At 66.6% G+C, this 16,877-nt stretch carries 13 protein-coding genes and 1 pseudogene; 6 read left to right on the top strand and 8 right to left on the bottom strand.

Annotated elements, in window-relative coordinates; genetic code table 11:
* Nucleotides 1-43 precede the first annotated feature (43 nt).
* Together gcvH and gcvP are read left to right on the top strand one after the other, a co-directional pair.
* Nucleotides 44-433 (top strand): glycine cleavage system protein GcvH, encoded by a 390-nt coding sequence (gene gcvH / locus TQ98_RS25545; protein WP_044873131.1) that lies wholly within the window; start codon nt 44-46, stop codon nt 431-433.
* A gap of 77 nt (nt 434-510) precedes the next feature.
* Entirely contained in the window at nt 511-3,387 is a 2,877-nt protein-coding gene (gcvP, locus tag TQ98_RS25540; RefSeq protein ID WP_044873130.1) for an aminomethyl-transferring glycine dehydrogenase, read from the top strand.
* A 24-nt stretch (nt 3,388-3,411) separates the two neighbouring features.
* Here the strand turns inward: gcvP and TQ98_RS25535 are convergent.
* Nucleotides 3,412-3,636: pseudogene (locus TQ98_RS25535) on the bottom strand (OprD family outer membrane porin); the annotation flags it as partial.
* Between the two features lie 310 nt (nt 3,637-3,946).
* On the opposite strand from TQ98_RS25535, the gene mhpT reads away from it, so the two are divergent.
* From mhpT to TQ98_RS25515, 4 genes are all read left to right on the top strand, one after another.
* Nucleotides 3,947-5,167 (top strand): 3-(3-hydroxy-phenyl)propionate transporter MhpT, encoded by a 1,221-nt coding sequence (gene mhpT / locus TQ98_RS25530; protein ID WP_044873128.1) that lies wholly within the window; start codon nt 3,947-3,949, stop codon nt 5,165-5,167.
* Between the two features lie 124 nt (nt 5,168-5,291).
* Complete coding sequence (locus tag TQ98_RS25525; RefSeq protein WP_044873127.1) at nt 5,292-6,122, top strand: p-hydroxycinnamoyl CoA hydratase/lyase; 831 nt, start codon at nt 5,292-5,294, stop codon at nt 6,120-6,122.
* Between the two features lie 72 nt (nt 6,123-6,194).
* Nucleotides 6,195-7,637 carry an aldehyde dehydrogenase gene (locus TQ98_RS25520; RefSeq protein ID WP_044873126.1) on the top strand — a complete coding sequence of 481 codons (1,443 nt, stop codon included), beginning with the start codon at nt 6,195-6,197 and terminating at the stop codon, nt 7,635-7,637.
* Nucleotides 7,638-7,796: 159 nt separating this feature from the next.
* Nucleotides 7,797-9,608 carry a feruloyl-CoA synthase gene (locus TQ98_RS25515; protein WP_242443224.1) on the top strand — a complete coding sequence of 604 codons (1,812 nt, stop codon included), beginning with the start codon at nt 7,797-7,799 and terminating at the stop codon, nt 9,606-9,608.
* Between the two features lie 60 nt (nt 9,609-9,668).
* On the opposite strand, the gene TQ98_RS25510 is transcribed toward TQ98_RS25515, so the two are convergent.
* The 7 genes from TQ98_RS25510 to TQ98_RS25480 all read right to left on the bottom strand — a co-directional run bounded on the left by TQ98_RS25510 (nt 9,669) and on the right by TQ98_RS25480 (nt 16,821).
* Nucleotides 9,669-10,151, bottom strand: a complete 483-nt coding sequence (locus TQ98_RS25510; protein WP_044873124.1) for a MarR family transcriptional regulator — start codon at nt 10,149-10,151, stop codon at nt 9,669-9,671.
* 164 nt (nt 10,152-10,315) lie between these two features.
* Nucleotides 10,316-10,624, bottom strand: a complete 309-nt coding sequence (locus TQ98_RS25505; protein WP_044873123.1) for a DUF2388 domain-containing protein — start codon at nt 10,622-10,624, stop codon at nt 10,316-10,318.
* A 90-nt stretch (nt 10,625-10,714) separates the two neighbouring features.
* On the bottom strand, nt 10,715-13,018 hold the full coding sequence (locus TQ98_RS25500) for a tetratricopeptide repeat protein (RefSeq protein ID WP_044873122.1): 2,304 nt from the start codon (nt 13,016-13,018) through the stop codon (nt 10,715-10,717).
* A 156-nt stretch (nt 13,019-13,174) separates the two neighbouring features.
* Complete coding sequence (locus TQ98_RS25495) at nt 13,175-13,621, bottom strand: NfeD family protein (RefSeq protein WP_044873121.1); 447 nt, start codon at nt 13,619-13,621, stop codon at nt 13,175-13,177.
* Between the two features lie 4 nt (nt 13,622-13,625).
* Nucleotides 13,626-14,546: an SPFH domain-containing protein gene (locus tag TQ98_RS25490; protein ID WP_044873120.1), complete on the bottom strand. Its 921-nt coding sequence runs from the start codon at nt 14,544-14,546 to the stop codon at nt 13,626-13,628.
* Nucleotides 14,547-14,607: 61 nt separating this feature from the next.
* Nucleotides 14,608-16,392, bottom strand: coding sequence for a GspE/PulE family protein (locus tag TQ98_RS25485; protein ID WP_044873119.1), 1,785 nt, complete (start codon nt 16,390-16,392; stop codon nt 14,608-14,610).
* A gap of 117 nt (nt 16,393-16,509) precedes the next feature.
* Entirely contained in the window at nt 16,510-16,821 is a 312-nt protein-coding gene (locus TQ98_RS25480) for a hypothetical protein (RefSeq protein WP_044873118.1), read from the bottom strand.
* Nucleotides 16,822-16,877 lie beyond the last annotated feature (56 nt).

Here is a 16,877-nt window from a genome sequence, read left to right as displayed (position 1 = left end):
ATTTGCAGGCGGGCCATCCGCCACAGTCTCTGAGGAACTCGACATGAGCAACATCCCCGCTGAACTGCGTTACGCCCCCAGCCACGAGTGGGCCCGTCTGGAAGCCGATGGCACCGTTACCGTGGGCATCACCGACCATGCCCAGGAAGCCCTGGGTGACGTGGTCTTCGTCGAACTGCCGGAAGTCGGCAAGACCCTGGCCGCAGGTCAGGAAGCCGGCGTGGTGGAGTCGGTGAAGGCCGCCTCCGACATCTACTCGCCGATCAGCGGCGAAGTGGTCGCGGTAAACGAAGCCGTCAGCGATGCCCCCGAAAGCGTCAACAGCGATCCGTACGGCTCCTGGTTCTTCAAGCTCAAGCCCAGCGATGTGGCCGAGCTGGAAAAACTGCTCGATGCCGCCGCCTACAAGGCAGCCGCCGACGCCGATAGCTGATTCACCCGCTATCCTTTCAAAAAGCCTCGCTAGTCGAGGCTTTTTGTTTTTCGATGAGGCCAAACGAGGTTCTGCCCATGTCCCAGATGCCCTCGCTGTCCCAGCTCCAACAGCCCGACGCCTTCCTCCGCCGCCACCTGGGGCCGGACGACACCGAGCAACAGGCCATGTTGGAAACCCTGGGGCTCGCCAGCCGCGACGAGCTGATCGTGCAGACGGTGCCTCCGGCGATCCGTCTCAACCGGCCGCTGGACCTGCCGGCGGCGCTGGATGAGCAGCAGGCCCTGGCGAAGCTGCGTGGCTACGCCGAGCAGAACCAGCTGTGGACGAGCCTGATCGGCATGGGCTACTACGGCACCCTCACGCCCACGGTGATCCTGCGCAACGTGCTGGAAAACCCTGGCTGGTACACCGCCTACACCCCCTACCAGCCGGAAATCGCCCAGGGCCGGCTGGAGGCGCTGCTGAATTTCCAGCAGTTGACCATCGACCTCACCGGCCTCGACCTCGCGAGTGCTTCCCTGCTGGACGAGGCCACAGCCGCCGCCGAAGCCATGGCCCTTGCCAAGCGCGTGGCCAAGTCGAAGAGCAACCTGTTCTTCGTCGACGAGGACTGCCACCCGCAGACCATCTCCGTGGTGCAGACCCGCGCCCAGGCCTTCGGCTTCGACGTGGTGGTGGACCATGTGGATAACCTGGCGCAGCACCAGGTCTTCGGCGCCGTGCTGCAGTACCCCGACACCCACGGCGAAATCCGCGACCTGCGCCCCCTGATCGAGCACCTGCACGGCCAGCAGGCCCTGGCCTGCGTCGGCGCCGACCTGCTCAGCCTGCTGTTGCTCACCCCGCCCGGCGAGCTGGGCGCGGACGTGGTGTTCGGCTCGGCCCAGCGCTTCGGCGTGCCCATGGGCTACGGCGGCCCCCATGCGGCCTTCTTCGCCACCCGTGACGACTTCAAGCGCGCCATGCCGGGGCGGATCATCGGTGTCTCCAAGGACGCCCGTGGCAACGTCGCCCTGCGCATGGCCCTGCAGACCCGTGAGCAACACATCCGCCGCGAGAAGGCCAACTCCAACATCTGCACGGCCCAGGTGCTGCTGGCCAACATCGCCAGCTGCTACGCCGTCTACCACGGTCCCGAGGGATTGCGGCGCATTGCCCAACGGGTCCACCGGCTCACCGCCATCCTCGCCGAAGGGCTGGCACGGCGGGGCATCCAGCGAGACAACCAATACTTCTTCGACACCCTGACCCTGGATGTGGGGGGCAGCCAGACCGCCGTGATCGAATCGGCCAAGGCGGCGCGCATCAACCTGCGCATCCTCGGCCGCGGCAAGCTGGGGGTCAGCCTCGACGAGACCTGCACGGCGGAAACCGTGGACCAGTTGTTCTGCATCTTCCTCGGCGCCGACCACGGTCTGTCCGTCGATGAACTGGATCAGTCGGTACTGCTTCCGGGGATTCCGGCGGAGCTCTTGCGCAGCAGCGGCTACCTCAGCCACCCGGTGTTCAATGCGCACCACAGCGAAACCGAGATGCTGCGTTACCTCAAGCAGCTGGAGAACAAGGACCTGGCCCTGAACCAGGCGATGATCCCCCTCGGCTCCTGCACCATGAAGCTCAACGCCACCAGCGAGATGATCCCCATCACCTGGCCGGAATTCGCCAATCTGCATCCCTTCGCGCCCCGTGAGCAGGCCCTCGGCTACAAGCTGATGATCGACGAGCTGGAAGCCTGGCTCTGCGCCATTACCGGTTTCGACGCCATCTGCATGCAGCCCAATTCCGGCGCCCAGGGCGAATACGCCGGCCTGCTCGCCATCCGCCGCTATCACGAAAGCCGCGGCGAGGGGCACCGCAATATCTGCCTGATCCCTGCGTCAGCCCACGGCACCAACCCGGCGTCGGCGCAGATGGCGAGCATGCGCGTGGTCATCGTCGAGTGCGACCAGGATGGCAACGTCGACCTGGAGGACCTCAAGCGCAAGGCCGCCGAAGCCGGCAGCCAACTGTCCTGCCTGATGGCCACCTATCCCTCGACCCACGGCGTGTACGAGGAAGGTATCCGCGAGATCTGCGAGGTTATCCACAGCCACGGCGGCCAGGTCTACATGGACGGCGCCAACCTCAATGCCCAGGTGGGACTGGCGCGGCCGGCGGACATCGGCGCCGACGTCTCCCACATGAACCTGCACAAGACCTTCTGCATCCCCCACGGTGGCGGCGGGCCGGGCATGGGGCCCATTGGCGTGCGCGCCCACCTGGCGCCCTTCGTCGCCAACCACCCGGTGATCGAACTCAAGGGGCCGAACCCGGAGAACGGTGCCGTCAGTGCGGCGCCCTGGGGTAGCGCGAGCATTCTCCCGATCAGCTGGATGTACATCGCCATGATGGGCCCGGACCTGGCGGACGCCACTGAAGTGGCCATCCTCAGCGCCAACTACCTGGCCCGGCAGCTGGGCGACGCCTACCCGGTGCTCTACAGCGGTCGCAACGGCCACGTGGCCCACGAGTGCATCCTCGACCTGCGGCCGATCAAGGCGGAAACCGGCATCACCGAGGAGGACGTGGCCAAGCGCCTGATGGATTACGGCTTCCATGCCCCGACCATGAGCTTCCCGGTGCCGGGCACGCTGATGGTGGAACCCACCGAGAGCGAGAACAAGCACGAGCTGGATCGCTTCATCGAGGCGATGCTGAGCATCCGCGCGGAAATCGCCAAGGTGCAGGCCGGTGACTGGCCGGCCGAGGACAACCCGCTCAAGCGCGCCCCCCATACCCTGGCGGATGTGACCGGCCACTGGGAGCGGCCCTACAGCATCGAGGAGGCGGTGACCCCCACCGACCACACCCGCGCCCACAAGTACTGGCCAACGGTGAACCGGGTGGACAACGTCTTCGGCGATCGCAACCTGTTCTGCGCCTGTGTGCCGATCGAGGACTACCGGGAGTAGTCACCGACTGTCCGCAAGAGCGAGTCAGTTCGTCCACGAAGCGGCCCGGAATCCCGGGCCGCGTCTTTCCTGCCAGATCGGCAGGTTGTAGGTGACCAGCACCCGCGTCTGGTTCTCGTCCCTGAAGGCGGCGCCGGTGGGGAAGTCATTGCGGTAGAACGACTGGCGCACCCGCAGGCCCACCTTGCGCAGCGGGCCACTCTGGATCACGTAGCCCATTTCCCATTGCAGCTCCCGTTCCCTGGCGTTCAGGTAGTCGTTGCGCCGGGGCAACGTGCCGAGGCTGTCCTCGAAGCAACCCAGGGCCCGGACACCGGTCGTTCTGGACTGATTATCTCTTTTATCAATAAAGGTGGCCGATAAACGAACACTAAAACATTGGCAAGTTGCTGGTTTTTGACGGTAAACAAAAATAAGTTGTTGATAATTAAAGACAATATATTAGGCGTGGCGATGCGTATTGGTGGATGCGTTTTTAGTTGTGTTTGTTAATCTTTTGCCCGAGCGCAGCCTTCATGTGCAGGCGCCCGGTACAACAACAATAAACGCGAGGTTCCCCATGGAGACTGCTTCCTCCCGATCGCGGCGCACCATCCTGCTGTGCTTCATCGTCGCCCTGATCGAAGGTCTCGACCTGCAATCCGCCGGCATCGCCGCCGCCGGCATCCGCGCTGCCTTCAACCTTGACCCGGCGATGATGGGCTGGATGTTCAGTGCCAGCATCATCGGCCTCCTGCCTGGCGCCTTCCTCGGCGGCTGCCTCGCCGACCGCATTGGCCGCAAGAAGGTGCTGGTGGCGGCGGTGATCCTGTTCGGCCTCTTCTCCCTGTGGACGGCATACGCAAGCAGCCTGAACAGCCTGCTGATGGCGCGCTTTCTCACCGGGCTCGGGCTTGGTGCGGCGCTGCCCAACCTGATTGCGCTGTGCGCCGAGGCCGTGGAAGAGCGCCAGCGCAGCACCGCCATCAGCATCATGTATTGCGGTGTACCCCTGGGCGGGGCTACCGCGGCCCTGGTGGCCATGGCTGCCGGTGAAGCCTGGCAGTGGGTGTTCATCGTCGGCGGTGTAGCGCCCCTGGCCATCGTGCCGCTGATGCTCGGCATGCTCCCGGAATCCACCGCCTTCAGCCGCCAGCAGGAAGACGTCGCCGTCGCGCGCCCCTCCACCTTGACCGCCTTGTGCGGGGAAGGGCGCACCCGCGTCACCCTGTCCCTCTGGGTCAGCTACTTCTTCACCCTGACGGTGATGTACATGCTGCTCAACTGGCTGCCGTCGCTGCTGCTGGACCTGGGCTTCAGCAAACCCCAGGCCGGCGTGGTGCAGATGGCGTTCAACATTGGCGGGGCGATCGGCTCGCTGGCGGGCGGTGTGCTCCTGGACCGTTACAGCCGCCGGCCCGTGGTGCTGTCCATCTACGGCGGCCTGCTGCTGGCGCTGGCGGGCATCGGTCTGGCCGGGAACCTGCCGGCCATGATTGGCGCGGGCTTTGCCGCCGGTGGCTTCGTCATGGCCGCGCAACTGGTGCTCTATGCGCTGGCACCGGCTTTCTACCCCACGGTGGTGCGTGTCACGGGCGTCGGCGCGGCGGTGGCCATCGGTCGCCTGGGCTCGGTGAGCGGCCCGCTGGTGGCTGGCAAGATCCTCGCCGCCGGGGCCGGTACGGCTGGCGTGCTCACGGCGGCGGCTCCGGGGCTGCTGGTGGCGACAGCGGTCATCCTGGCCCTGAATGCAGGGGCCAACCGCTCCCTGGCCGCTGCCCCATCAACTTATCCCGAGTAACCGTTCTAATCGTCATGGCCAGAAATAAAGGTCCGATTAGCGAACATTACGGATTATTAGTTAATTGACATAACTATATGGGCCGCATACCGTTGAGCCCAACCACAACAAGCAGGTGTGTGACATGAACAAGTACGAAAACCGCTGGCAGACCGTAACCCTCAACGTCGAGCAGGGCATCGCCTGGGTCACCCTCAACCGCCCGGAAAAGCGCAACGCCATGAGCCCCACGCTCAACCGCGAGATGATCGAGATCCTCGACGTGGTCGAGCAGGACCCGGAGGCCGGTGTACTGGTGCTGACCGGTGCCGGCACCGCCTGGACCGCCGGCATGGACCTGAAGGAATACTTCCGTGAAGTGGACGCAGCACCGGAAGTCTTCCAGGAGAAGATTCGCCGCGAGGCCTCCGAATGGCAGTGGAAGCGCCTGCGCATGTACAGCAAGCCCACCATCGCCATGGTCAACGGCTGGTGCTTCGGCGGCGGCTTCAGCCCGCTGGTGGCGTGCGACCTGGCCATCTGCGCCGATGAGGCCACCTTCGGCCTGTCCGAGATCAACTGGGGCATTCCGCCGGGCAATCTGGTGAGCAAGGCCATGGCCGACACCGTGGGTCATCGCGAGTCGCTGTACTACATCATGACCGGCAAGACCTTCGACGGCCCCAAGGCTGCGCAGATGGGCCTGGTCAACAGCAGCGTGCCGTTGGCGGAATTGCGCGATGCGGTCATCGAGCTGGCGAACAACCTGCTGGACAAGAACCCCGTGGTCCTGCGTGCGGCGAAGCACGGCTTCAAGCGCGCCCGTGAACTGACCTGGGAGCAGGGCGAAGACTACCTCTACGCCAAGCTCGACCAGGCCCAGCTGCGCGACCCCGAAGGCGGCCGCGCCCAGGGCTTGAAACAGTTCCTCGATGACAAGAGCATCAAGCCGGGTCTGCAAGCCTACCGCCGCTGAACCACCGGATACCGGCGGCCGGACCTGCCCGGCCCCGGTGCCGAACCCAGAACAAGAATGAGGAATGCCGGAATGTTTGAAGTGCCTCTGCTGATCGGCGGCGTCACCCGCCCCGCCTCCAACGGCGCGGTGTTCGAGCGCCACAGCCCTTTCACCGGTGAGACCGTCACTCGCGTAGCCGCCGCCACCCTGGAAGACGCCGATGCCGCCGTGGCCGCCGCGCAGCGGGCCTTCCCGGCCTGGGCCGCCCTGGGCCCGGCCGAGCGCCGTTCGCGCCTGCTGGAAGCCGCGCGGCTGATGGAGGCACGCAGCGACCGCTTCATGGCCATGGCGGCGGAAACCGGCGCTACGGCCGACTGGTATGGCTTCAACGTGAAGCTGGCGGCGAACATGCTGCGCGATGCCGCCGGCATGACCACGCAGATCAAGGGCGAGGTGATCCCCTCGGACGTGCCGGGCAGCTTCGCCATGGCGCTGCGGCAGCCTTGCGGCGTGGTGCTGGGCATCGCCCCCTGGAACGCGCCGATCATCCTCGCCACCCGCGCCCTGGCGATGCCGCTCGCCTGCGGCAACACCGTGGTGCTCAAGGCGTCGGAGAACAGCCCGGCGGTGCATGCGCTGATCGGCGAAGTGCTGCAGGAGTCCGGCCTCGGCGACGGCGTGGTCAACGTCATCAGCAACGCACCGGACGACGCGCCGGCCATCGTCGAGCGGCTGATCGCCAATCCGGCGGTGCGTCGCGTCAACTTCACCGGCTCCACCCATGTCGGCCGCATCATCGGCCAGCTCGCCGCGCGCCACCTGAAACCGGCGATCCTCGAGCTGGGCGGCAAGGCCCCGCTGCTGGTGCTGGACGACGCCGACCTGGACCAGGCCGTGGCGGCCTCCGCCTTCGGCGCCTACTTCAACCAGGGGCAGATCTGCATGTCCACCGAGCGGCTGATCGTCGACGAGCGCATCGCCGACGACTTCGCCGCGCGCCTGGCGCGGAAGGTGTCCACCCTGCGCGCCGGCCTGCCGGGCGAGGCGGTGCTGGGTTCGCTGATCGACGCCCGTGCCGGCGAGCGCATCATGACCTTGGTGCAGGACGCGCTGGACAAGGGGGCGGTCCTGCTGGCCGGTGGCGAGATCGACGGCAGCGTGATGCAGCCGGTGCTGCTGGACCGGGTAACTCCGGCGATGCGCTTGTACCGGGAAGAGTCCTTCGGCCCGGTGGCGGTGCTGTTGCGCGGGCAGGGCGATGGGGCGCTGCTGAATCTCGCCAACGACTCCGAGTTCGGCCTGTCATCGGCCATCTTCAGTCGCGATGTCTCCCGCGCCCTGGCCCTGGCCCAGCGCGTGGAGTCGGGCATCTGTCATATCAACGGCCCGACCGTGCACGACGAGGCGCCCATGCCGTTCGGCGGGGTGAAGTCCAGCGGCTACGGCAGCTTCGGCTCCAGCGCCAGCATCGACCACTTCACCCAGCTGCGGTGGGTCACGGTGCAGAACGGTCCCCGGCACTATCCGATCTGAACCGTCCGAGCGGCTACCCAAAACCATGAGAGGCCGGGCCACGGACCCGGCGCAGTGCCGCGCCCGGCCTTATCGGTGGCGCGGCCGGAGGTGATATCAGTGAACAACGAATCCTCCATTCGACCTGCCGGCATGGCCTACCGCGAGGTGGCCCTGGGCATGCCGGATGTGCGCATCAGTGAGCGCGATGGCAGTTTCTACCTGGAGGCCCGGGAGCCACTGGCGCCGTTGCCGGCACGGTTGCTGGACCGCCTGCTGCATTGGGCTCGCGCGCGAGGCGAGCAGACCTTTGTTGCTCGTCGTGGCGCCGATGGCCAGTGGCAGCGCATCAGCTACCGCGAGATGCTGCACCGCGTGCGCCTGCTGGCCGCGCACCTGCTGCACTACGACCTGAGTCCGGAACGGCCGTTGGTGATCCTTTCCGGCAACGATCTGGAACATCTGCAACTGGCCCTTGCCGCGCTCTACATCGGCGTGCCTTATTGCCCGGTGTCGCCGGCCTATTCGCTGGTGGCGAAGGACTACGGCAAGTTGCGGCACATCTTCGACCTGCTGCAGCCGGGACTGGTGATGGCGGCTGATGGCAACGCCTTCACCCGCGCCATCCGGGCCGTGGTGCCGGCCGAGACGCCGTTGCTGTTGCTGCAGGGGGAGGTCGAGGGCCGCGCGAGCCGGCGTTTCGCCCGTTTGCTGGAACCCATGGACTGTGCCGCCGCCGACGCCGCGTTCCGCCGAACCGGGCCGGACACCATCGCCAAGTTCCTCTTCACCAGCGGCTCCACCCGCTTGCCCAAGGCGGTGGTCACCACCCAGCGCATGCTCTGCGCCAACCAGCAGATGCTCCTGCAGACCTTTCCCGAGTTCGGCCGGGAGGTGCCGGTGCTGGTGGACTGGCTGCCCTGGAACCACACCTTTGGTGGCAGCCACAACGTCGGCATCGTCCTGTACAACGGCGGCACCCTGTACCTGGATGACGGCCGGCCGACCCCGCAGATGTTCCATGAAACCCTGCGCAACCTGAAGGAAATCTCCCCCACGGCCTACCTCACCGTACCCAAGGGTTGGGAGGAACTGGTCGAGGCGCTGGAGCAGGACGCGGAGCTGCGCGAGACCTTCTTTGCCCGCATCAAATTGTTCTTCTTCGCCGGCGCAGGCCTTGGCCAGGCCATCTGGGACCGCCTGGACCGGGTGGCCGAACAGCATTGCGGCGAACGCATCCGCATGATGGCGGGCCTGGGCATGACCGAGACCGCGCCGTCCTGCACTTTCACCACCGGGCCCTTGTCCATGGCCGGCTACGTCGGGCTGCCGGCGCCTGGCTGCGAGGTCAGGCTGGCGCCCGTGGACGGCAAGCTGGAGGCGCGTTTCCGTGGGCCGCACGTGATGCCCGGCTACTGGCGCCAGGCGGACCTCAATGGGCAGGCCTTCGACGACGAGGGCTTCTACCGCTCCGGCGACGCCCTGCGCTTCGCTGACCCGGAGCACCCCGAATGGGGGCTGATGTTCGACGGCCGCATTGCCGAGGACTTCAAGCTCAGCACCGGCGTCTTCGTCAGCGTGGGTCCGCTGCGCACGCGGGTGATCCTGCAAGGCGCGCCCTATGTGCAGGACGTGGTCATCACCGGCCCGGACCGCCAGCGCATCGGGCTTCTGGTGTTCCCCAACGTGGCTGCCTGCCGCGAGCTGGCACGGCTGCCGACGTCCGCGACGGTGGAAGAGGTGCTGGCCGCCCCGGCGGTGCTGAACTGGCTGCGCGGATTGCTGCATGACCTCAATCGTGAAGCCACCGGCCTGGCCTCACACATTGCCTGGGCCTGCCTGATGGCCGAGGCGCCAAGCCTGGATGTCGGCGAGATCACCGACAAGGGTTCGCTCAACCAGCGTGCGGTGCTGACGCGGCGTGACGCCTTGATCGATGCCCTGTACCACCAGACGCATCCCCTCTGCGTGCAGGCCGAGGTGGAGGCATGAGCGGCCAGGTGGAAGCCCGTGGCGCCCGATACGGCATCGCAGCCGTCTCCATCGGACGCATCAAGCGTCGCGATAGACCTTGCGCAGCAGCCGCAGCAATTCGCCGCGCTCGGCGTCGGTAAGCGCGCCGGTGGATTCGTTGTCACTCTCGAAAGCCACGGCTTTCAGCTCCTTGAGCAGTTGTTCCCCGGTCTTGCTGAGGAAGATGCCGTAGGAGCGCTTGTCCGGCTTGCAGCGCACCCGCACCGCCAGTGCCCGGGCTTCCAGTTTGTTCAGCAGAGGCACCAGTTGCGGCGGCTCGATGGCCAGGGCACGGGCCAGGTCCGCCTGCATCAGGCCGGGGTTCTGGTCGATGATGGCCATGGCGGAAAACTGCGCCGGCCGCAGGTCATGGGCCGACAGCCTGTTGATCAGGTGCTGGAACACCTTCAGCTGCGCCCGGCGCAGGGCATAGCCGATCAGTTCATCGAGGGAAGTGTCCAGTACCGTTTCGGAGGGGGAGTCGATCAGTTCCGCTGCCGGAGATTGTTCACGCTTGGCCATCGCACCTGCGCCTGGGGCAATTAGTTAACAGTGCTATGTATTTTGCGTGCGTTGGTCAGTGAGTGCCAGCCCAAACCCCGGGCGGTGATGCAATCGCGGGCGCAGATACGGATCTGACGGGAATGCCCCGCACGGCGTTGGGCCGGGCGGGGCGTCGTGGGGCATCACGGGTTGCTGGTGAGGATGGCCCTGGCCAGTTCGGCGTCGCTGGCCTTGAGGTCCGGGTGTTCGCCGCGGATGCGCTGCAGTGCGGCTTCCAGGTACGGGCCACGGATCTCACCGCCGCTGGCGACGAAGGCGCTGGCGTCGTCGCGGGCCGCGACGATCAGCTTGTCGTCCTTGAAGGTGAGGTAGGTGGAAGCAGTGGTGGCGCCGGAGGAAATGATGTCGCGCCAGAAATCACTGTCTGCCATGGCCGACCCGACGGGCAGGAAGAAGACGGCAATCACGAGTGCATACGGACGAATACGCATAGGGATACTCCGTTTCGCGGGTGGATCTGAAACATCAGATTCAGCCGCTCAGGGCGGAGTTCCTCCTGCCCGCTGGCTGGCCACGGCCAGTCATTCGCGCCGCAGCGCGGGATCGTCCGGGTTCTGTTGTTCGAGTTCGGCCAGCAGCGCCTGGACCTTCTGGATCTGCCCGGCCTCGCGCCAGTAGTCGATCAGCGCCAGGCGGGCTTCGCGATGGGTGGGGTCGCGTTCCAGCAGGTTCTCCAGCCGGTGGCAGGCCGCTTCCAGTTGCCCACTGTCGTGGAGGGCCACGGCATAGGCGTAGTCGTAGACGTCGTTCTGCGGCTCCAGCCGCACCGACTCGGCGAAGGCCTTGAGGGCGGCTGGCAGGTCCCCCTTGCGCACCAGCAGCAAGCCGTTGGCATGGTGCAGCCGGGCCGACTGCGGGTGATCCATCAGGCCCTGGTCCAGCAAGGCGCGGCCTTCTTCCCAGCGGAAGTTGCTATCCAGCCACTGCACCAGGCCAACCAGCGCCGGCAGGTAGTCTGGGTCACGCTGCATGGCGGTGCGCAGGTGCGGCTCCACGGCGTCGGCGCGGCCGTTGGCCTGGTAGAGCAGCGCCAGGTTGAGGTTGGCCTCGGCGCGATCCTGCTGGCTGAGCTGCGTGGCTTCGTATTCGCTGATGGCCTTGTCCCAGCTCTTTTCGTAGTTGCCGAGACCTGTGGCGCGCAGGCTCAGGAGCGCGTGGGCGGCGGCGATGCGTACGGCCCGTACCGGGTCGTTGAGCAGGGGCGCCAACAGGTTACGGCGCTGCTCAGGCGGGACCAGCGCGGCCACGGCCTTCACTGCCGCTTCGCGTACCTGTGGCGCGGGGTGGTTCAGGTCGCGGGCGGCGGCCTTGAGGGCTCGCTCGCTGGGGTAGGTGGGCAGCTCGGCCAGCAGCGTGGCACGGCGGATGGCCGGCAGCTCACGGGATTCCAACTGCTGGAACAGCGCCCGCGAGGCACCGGGTCGACCGTTGCGGACCAGCCACAGGCTCTCGTCGTAACGAGGGGCGTCGGCCTTGCTGTCGCCGTACCAGAGGCGGAACTGCTCGGCCACCTTGTCTCCCGGCTGATCGCGGTGGCAGCCGAGGCAGGCATCCGACGTGCCCAGGCGCAGGGCGCGGGCCGGGTTGGGCAGGCTGAAACCGTGGTCGTGGCGGTAGTCGTTGCCCCGGAAGAATTTGCCGGGCATGTGGCAGTCCACGCACTGGGAGCCCGCCTGGCCCTGAGTATGGTGATGGTGCTCGGGGCTGTCATAGTTCGCCGCCTTGAGCCCCTTGTCGTCGATGCCTTCCACCCCGGCCTTGCCGGAAGGGTTGTGGCACTGCAGGCAGACGCCGTTGCCCGGCGCCCTGAGGGTCGTGCTGTGGGGGTTGTGGCAGGTGCTGCAGCGCACGCCCTTGGCGAACATCGTGCTCTGGGTGAAGGCGCCGTACTCGAAGACTTCGTCCTTGATCTTGCCGTCCAGCTCGTAGAGCTCGCGGGTCAGGGCGCTGGGCAGGTAGTCGTCCATCAGCCGCTGGTCGCTGTGGTAGCCGTCGTCCAGTGGTACGCGGCGGGAATGGCAGCGGCCGCAGGTTTCCACGTCCTTGATCCGGTCCGCCTTGGCCAGGTCGAAGGCGAAACCGGCGTTCTCGGCGCCCCGTTTCTTGTCTGTCCATTCCAGATGCCGCGAAGCCGGGCCATGGCAGGCCTGGCAGCCGACGCCGAGGTTGTTCCAGTGGCTGGCGAAGCGGTCTTCGGCGGGGTCGTAGTTACGCGTGAAGCCGGTGGTGTGGCATTCCATGCACATGGCGTTGGCGTTCTGCTGCGGACGGCTCCAGTGCAGCGGATTCCTGAAGTCCACACCCTGGCCCGGGTAGAGGTGGAACCAGGCGCGTTTCTCCACATCCCAGGCCACACCCAGGGCCTGCAGGCGGCCGCCGCCGACTTCGATCAGGTACTGCTGCAGCGGCGCGACGCCGAAGGCGTAGGCCACGCGGAAGTCGGCCGGCTTGCCATCGGCGCCGGGGGTGTTGACCCAGAAGCCGCCGTCCTTGCGGAAGAAGCGGGTGACTTCCGTCTCGCCCTGGAAGCTGGCGTCATTGAAGTCGCCGAGCACGCTGGTATCGCTGGCTTCCTGCATCGCCAGCCGATGGTGGCTGCCTTGCCAGTCCTTGACCTGCCCGGCATGGCAGCCGGCGCATTGGCCCTCGTCGACCAGGCTGGCGACCTGGGCGACGGCGGGGGCGTGTGGTTGCCGGCCGGGCAGGCCACCGCCCTTGAGGAACAGCCAGATGCCCAGGCCGGCCAGCAGCAGGAGCCCCGCCAGGACGGGATAGACGGGGCGCCGGGTGGGCCGGGACGGGGCGATCTTCGGGTGCTTCGACATGCAGACGTCCGCTGTACGGGCAAGCGTGCTTCACGGTGGCGTGCAGGTTCCGTGAATGCCCCGGAGGCCGTCAAGGCTGCAGGGCGATCCGGTGTCCAGCGACAGTGCCGGTCTCGACCCGGCAAGGCTGGCCGGGGATCGCGGAGAGGCGCGGCCTCAGGCCGGCTCGACCTTGAGCAGGACGCCGTCCCGCCCGACGACGCGGACCTGGCTGCCGACGGGCAGGTCGGGGCCCGACACCAGCCAGAGGGTGTCGCCGGCGCGAATCTTGCCCCGGCCGCCGCTGATGGCTTCATGCAGGGCGAACTGGCGTCCGACGAATTCCTGTCCGCGCTGGTTCAGGCCGGGCTGGTCCGACGGGCTGGCGGCGCTGCGCTGGCGACGCCACCAGTACACGGCGGTGAGGATGGAGAGCACCCCGAAGAGCAGGAACTGGAGGGCCCAGTGCAGCTCCGGGGCGATGAAGGTGATCACGCCGACGCAGGCGGCGGCCAGGCCTATCCACAGCAGGTAGCCACCGGCGCCGAAGACTTCCAGGATCAGCAGCAGGGTGCCGAGGGCCAGCCAGTCCCAGTAGGTCAGGTGCTGTAGATAGTTCCACATGGCCTCAGCCCTTCTTGCCGTCGAAGGTGGCGCGGACGATCTCGCCGATGCCGCCCACGGCGCCGATCACCTGGCTGGCTTCCAGGGGCATCAGCACCACCTTGCTGTTGTTGGCGCTGGCCAGCTGGCCCAGCGCTTCCACGTACTTCTGCGCGACGAAGTAGTTCACCGCCTGGACGTTGCCCTGGGCGATGGCCTCGGACACCACGCGGGTCGCCTGGGCTTCGGCCTGGGCGGCGCGCTCGCGGGCTTCGGCTTCGAGGAAGGCGGCCTGGCGCTGGCCTTCGGCCTTGAGGATCTGCGCCTGCTTCTCGCCCTCGGCGGTGAGGATTTCGGCCTGGCGGCGGCCTTCGGCTTCGAGGATCTGCGCGCGCTTCAGACGCTCGGCCTTCATCTGGCTGGCCATGGCTTCCACCAGGTCGGCGGGCGGGGTGATGTCCTTGATCTCGATGCGGGTGACCTTGATGCCCCAGGGGGCGGTGGCTTCGTCCACGGTGCGCAGCAGGCGCTCGTTGATGGCGTCGCGCTGGCTGAGCATGGCGTCCAGTTCCATGGAACCGAGCACGGTGCGGATATTGGTCATCACCAGGTTGCGGATGGCGTGCTCCAGGTCGTTGACCTCATAGGCCGCCTGGGCCGCATTCACCACCTGGAAGAAGCACACGGCGTCGATGGTGACGATGGCGTTGTCGGCGCTGATGGCTTCCTGCGGCGGGATGTCCAGCACGCTTTCCATGACGCTGAGCTTGCGGCCGATGCGGTCCATCACCGGGACGATGATGTTCAGGCCCGGTTTCAGCGTGTTGGTGTAGCGGCCGAAGCGCTCCACCGTCCACTCGAAGCCCTGGGGCACCACCTTGAAGCCCATGAAGACGAGGGCGATCGCCAGGGCGACGAAGAGGATGACAACACTGCCGATTTCCATGGGGAAGACTCCATTTGTTGACGGTCTGTCTCGCGGCTGTTGAAGCTAGCCGCCTAGCATTTCATTTCTGTTCGCTCTGTGGCGTGACCCGTAGCACTTCTTCGATGGTTGTCATGCCGGACGCGACCTTCTGCGCCCCGGACAGGCGCAGGCTGCGCATGCCTTCCTTGAAGGCGGCGCGGCGCAGGGCGATCAGGTCGGTGTCGGCGGTGATCAGCGGCTTGATGCCGTCGGAAAGCAGCATGATCTCGTACACCCCGGCGCGGCCCCGGTAGCCGGTGTCGCGGCATTCCAGGCAGCCGACGGCGCGGTGGGCGTTGGTGGGCAGCGGCGCGCTCCAGGGCTTGGTGAGGTTGCTCCAGTCGTCCTCGCGCAGCTCCATGGGCGCCTTGCAGTGTGGGCAGAGGGTGCGCACCAGGCGTTGGGCCATGACCCCGAGAAGGGTGGCGCGCAGCAGGTAGTAGGGCACGCCCAGTTCCAGCAGGCGGGTGATGGCGCTGGGGGCGTCGTTGGTGTGCAGGGTGGAGAGCACCAGGTGGCCGGTGAGCGCCGCCTGGATGGCCATCTCGGCGGTTTCCAGGTCGCGGATCTCGCCCACCATGATGATGTCCGGGTCCTGCCGCATCAGCGCGCGCACGCCGCTGGCGAAGGTCAGGTCGATGTTGTGCTGCACCTGCATCTGGTTGAAGGCGCCCTCGATCATCTCGATGGGGTCCTCGATGGTGCAGACGTTCACTTCGCTGGTGGCCAGCTGCTTGAGCGTGGTGTACAGCGTCGTGGTCTTGCCCGAGCCGGTGGGGCCGGTGACCAGGATGATGCCGTTGGGCTGGTTGGTCATGCTCTGCCAGCGACGCAGGTCGTCCTGGGAGAAGCCCAACTGGTCGAAGCTTTTCAGCAGCACCTCGGGGTCGAAGATCCGCATCACCATCTTCTCGCCGAAGGCGGTGGGCAAGGTGGACAGACGCAGTTCCACTTCGCCGCCGTCCGGGGTCTTGGTCTTGACCCGGCCGTCCTGGGGCTTGCGCTTCTCCGCCACGTTCATCCGGCCGAGGCTCTTCAGGCGGCTGACCACGGCCATGGTGACCTGGGGCGGGAATTGGTAGACGGTGTGCAGCACGCCGTCGATGCGGAAGCGCACCGTGCCCTGCTCGCGCCGGGGTTCGATGTGGATGTCGCTGGCGCGCTGCTGGTAGGCGTACTGGAACAGCCAGTCGACGATGTTGACGATGTGGGCGTCGTTGGCATCCGGCTCCTGGTCGTTGGAGCCGAGCTTGAGCAACTGCTCGAAGTTGCCGACGCCGCTGATCTTCTGGTCCGTCGCGCTGGCGCCGCTGACCGACTTGGCCAGCCGGTAGAACTCCAGGGTGAACTTCTGGATATCGACCGGGTTGGCCACCACCCGCTTGATCGGCCGCTTGAGCACGTGGGTCAGGTTGCTTTCCCAACTCTGCACGAAGGGCTGGGCGCTGGCGATGGTCACCGCCTCGCTGTTGACCGCCACGGCGAGGATCTTGTGGCGCTGGGCGAAGGCGTAGGACATCAGCGGGGTGATGGCGGCAACGTCGATCTTCAGCGGGTCGATGCGCAGGTAGGGCTGGCCGGCGAATTCGGCCAGCCAGTGGCTGAGGGTTTCCAGGTCGAGCTTTTTGCCGGGGCGCTGGAGGTCGTCCACCTGCTGGCTGGCGAGAAATTCCAGGGGGTGCTGCTGGTTGTTCACCGCGCTGCGGCGAATGGCCAGGCAGTGCTCGGCCTGGTCCTGGCTCAGACGGCCCTGGGCCACCAGTTCACGCATCAGATCGTTGAGGTCCAGCCAACGATCCTGGGCCGGTGAGGCAAAGGCGGACATGCAAGCTCCTCGGTCACGCTGCTCAGTCTGGAAGAGTAGTCAATCGCTCTTCCCGGGGGACGGCAAGCATGCCCGAAATGCCAGCATTCAGCTAAGAGCCGGTTCAAGGAACCGGCTTCAGGCGGCGGAGGGCTCCAGCTCCACCGACGACACGCTGACCAGCGAACGCATCTTCTCCGCGATGACCTGCGCCCGGTGCGGCGTCAGGCCCGGCTGGCGGAGCTGCACCAGCAGGTCGTCCCCCAGGCGGTTGACCTCCAGCCAGCGCGGCACCAGCTGCAATTGGGCGAAGAAGGCGAGCAGCCGGCCGAGCACGTCCGCATCGGCCTCGGCGACGATGGCGAACTGCATCTCGCAGGCCTTGAGCTGGACGTTGCGGGGGTGCCAGTGGTCTTCGCGGAAGGCGGGGGCTTGCTGGAGGCTGAGCATTGGAAAATCCTCGGTGGGAATGCCGATAGTTTTCCAGTCTGGCGGAGGATTTTTCT

The sequence above is a fragment of the Pseudomonas sp. LFM046 genome, from assembly GCF_000949385.2.
In the GTDB taxonomy this organism is placed as follows: Bacteria; Pseudomonadota; Gammaproteobacteria; order Pseudomonadales; family Pseudomonadaceae; genus Metapseudomonas.
Note: the sequence above shows the minus strand (reverse complement) of the source record. Positions and strands in the feature narration are given on the sequence as shown.

Excerpts from the sequence above, each read along its gene's own strand:
- TQ98_RS25525 (WP_044873127.1), top strand. The coding sequence starts at position 5,292 with ATGAACAAGTACGAAAACCGCTGGCAGACCGTAACCCTCAACGTCGAG.
- TQ98_RS25500 (WP_044873122.1), bottom strand. The coding sequence starts at position 13,018 with ATGTCGAAGCACCCGAAGATCGCCCCGTCCCGGCCCACCCGGCGCCCC.
- TQ98_RS25515 (WP_242443224.1), top strand. The coding sequence starts at position 7,797 with ATGCCGGATGTGCGCATCAGTGAGCGCGATGGCAGTTTCTACCTGGAG.
- TQ98_RS25480 (WP_044873118.1), bottom strand. The coding sequence starts at position 16,821 with ATGCTCAGCCTCCAGCAAGCCCCCGCCTTCCGCGAAGACCACTGGCAC.
- gcvH (WP_044873131.1), top strand. The coding sequence starts at position 44 with ATGAGCAACATCCCCGCTGAACTGCGTTACGCCCCCAGCCACGAGTGG.
- TQ98_RS25495 (WP_044873121.1), bottom strand. The coding sequence starts at position 13,621 with ATGTGGAACTATCTACAGCACCTGACCTACTGGGACTGGCTGGCCCTC.
- gcvP (WP_044873130.1), top strand. The coding sequence starts at position 511 with ATGTCCCAGATGCCCTCGCTGTCCCAGCTCCAACAGCCCGACGCCTTC.
- TQ98_RS25520 (WP_044873126.1), top strand. The coding sequence starts at position 6,195 with ATGTTTGAAGTGCCTCTGCTGATCGGCGGCGTCACCCGCCCCGCCTCC.
- TQ98_RS25505 (WP_044873123.1), bottom strand. The coding sequence starts at position 10,624 with ATGCGTATTCGTCCGTATGCACTCGTGATTGCCGTCTTCTTCCTGCCC.
- TQ98_RS25485 (WP_044873119.1), bottom strand. The coding sequence starts at position 16,392 with ATGTCCGCCTTTGCCTCACCGGCCCAGGATCGTTGGCTGGACCTCAAC.
- TQ98_RS25490 (WP_044873120.1), bottom strand. The coding sequence starts at position 14,546 with ATGGAAATCGGCAGTGTTGTCATCCTCTTCGTCGCCCTGGCGATCGCC.
- TQ98_RS25510 (WP_044873124.1), bottom strand. The coding sequence starts at position 10,151 with ATGGCCAAGCGTGAACAATCTCCGGCAGCGGAACTGATCGACTCCCCC.
- mhpT (WP_044873128.1), top strand. The coding sequence starts at position 3,947 with ATGGAGACTGCTTCCTCCCGATCGCGGCGCACCATCCTGCTGTGCTTC.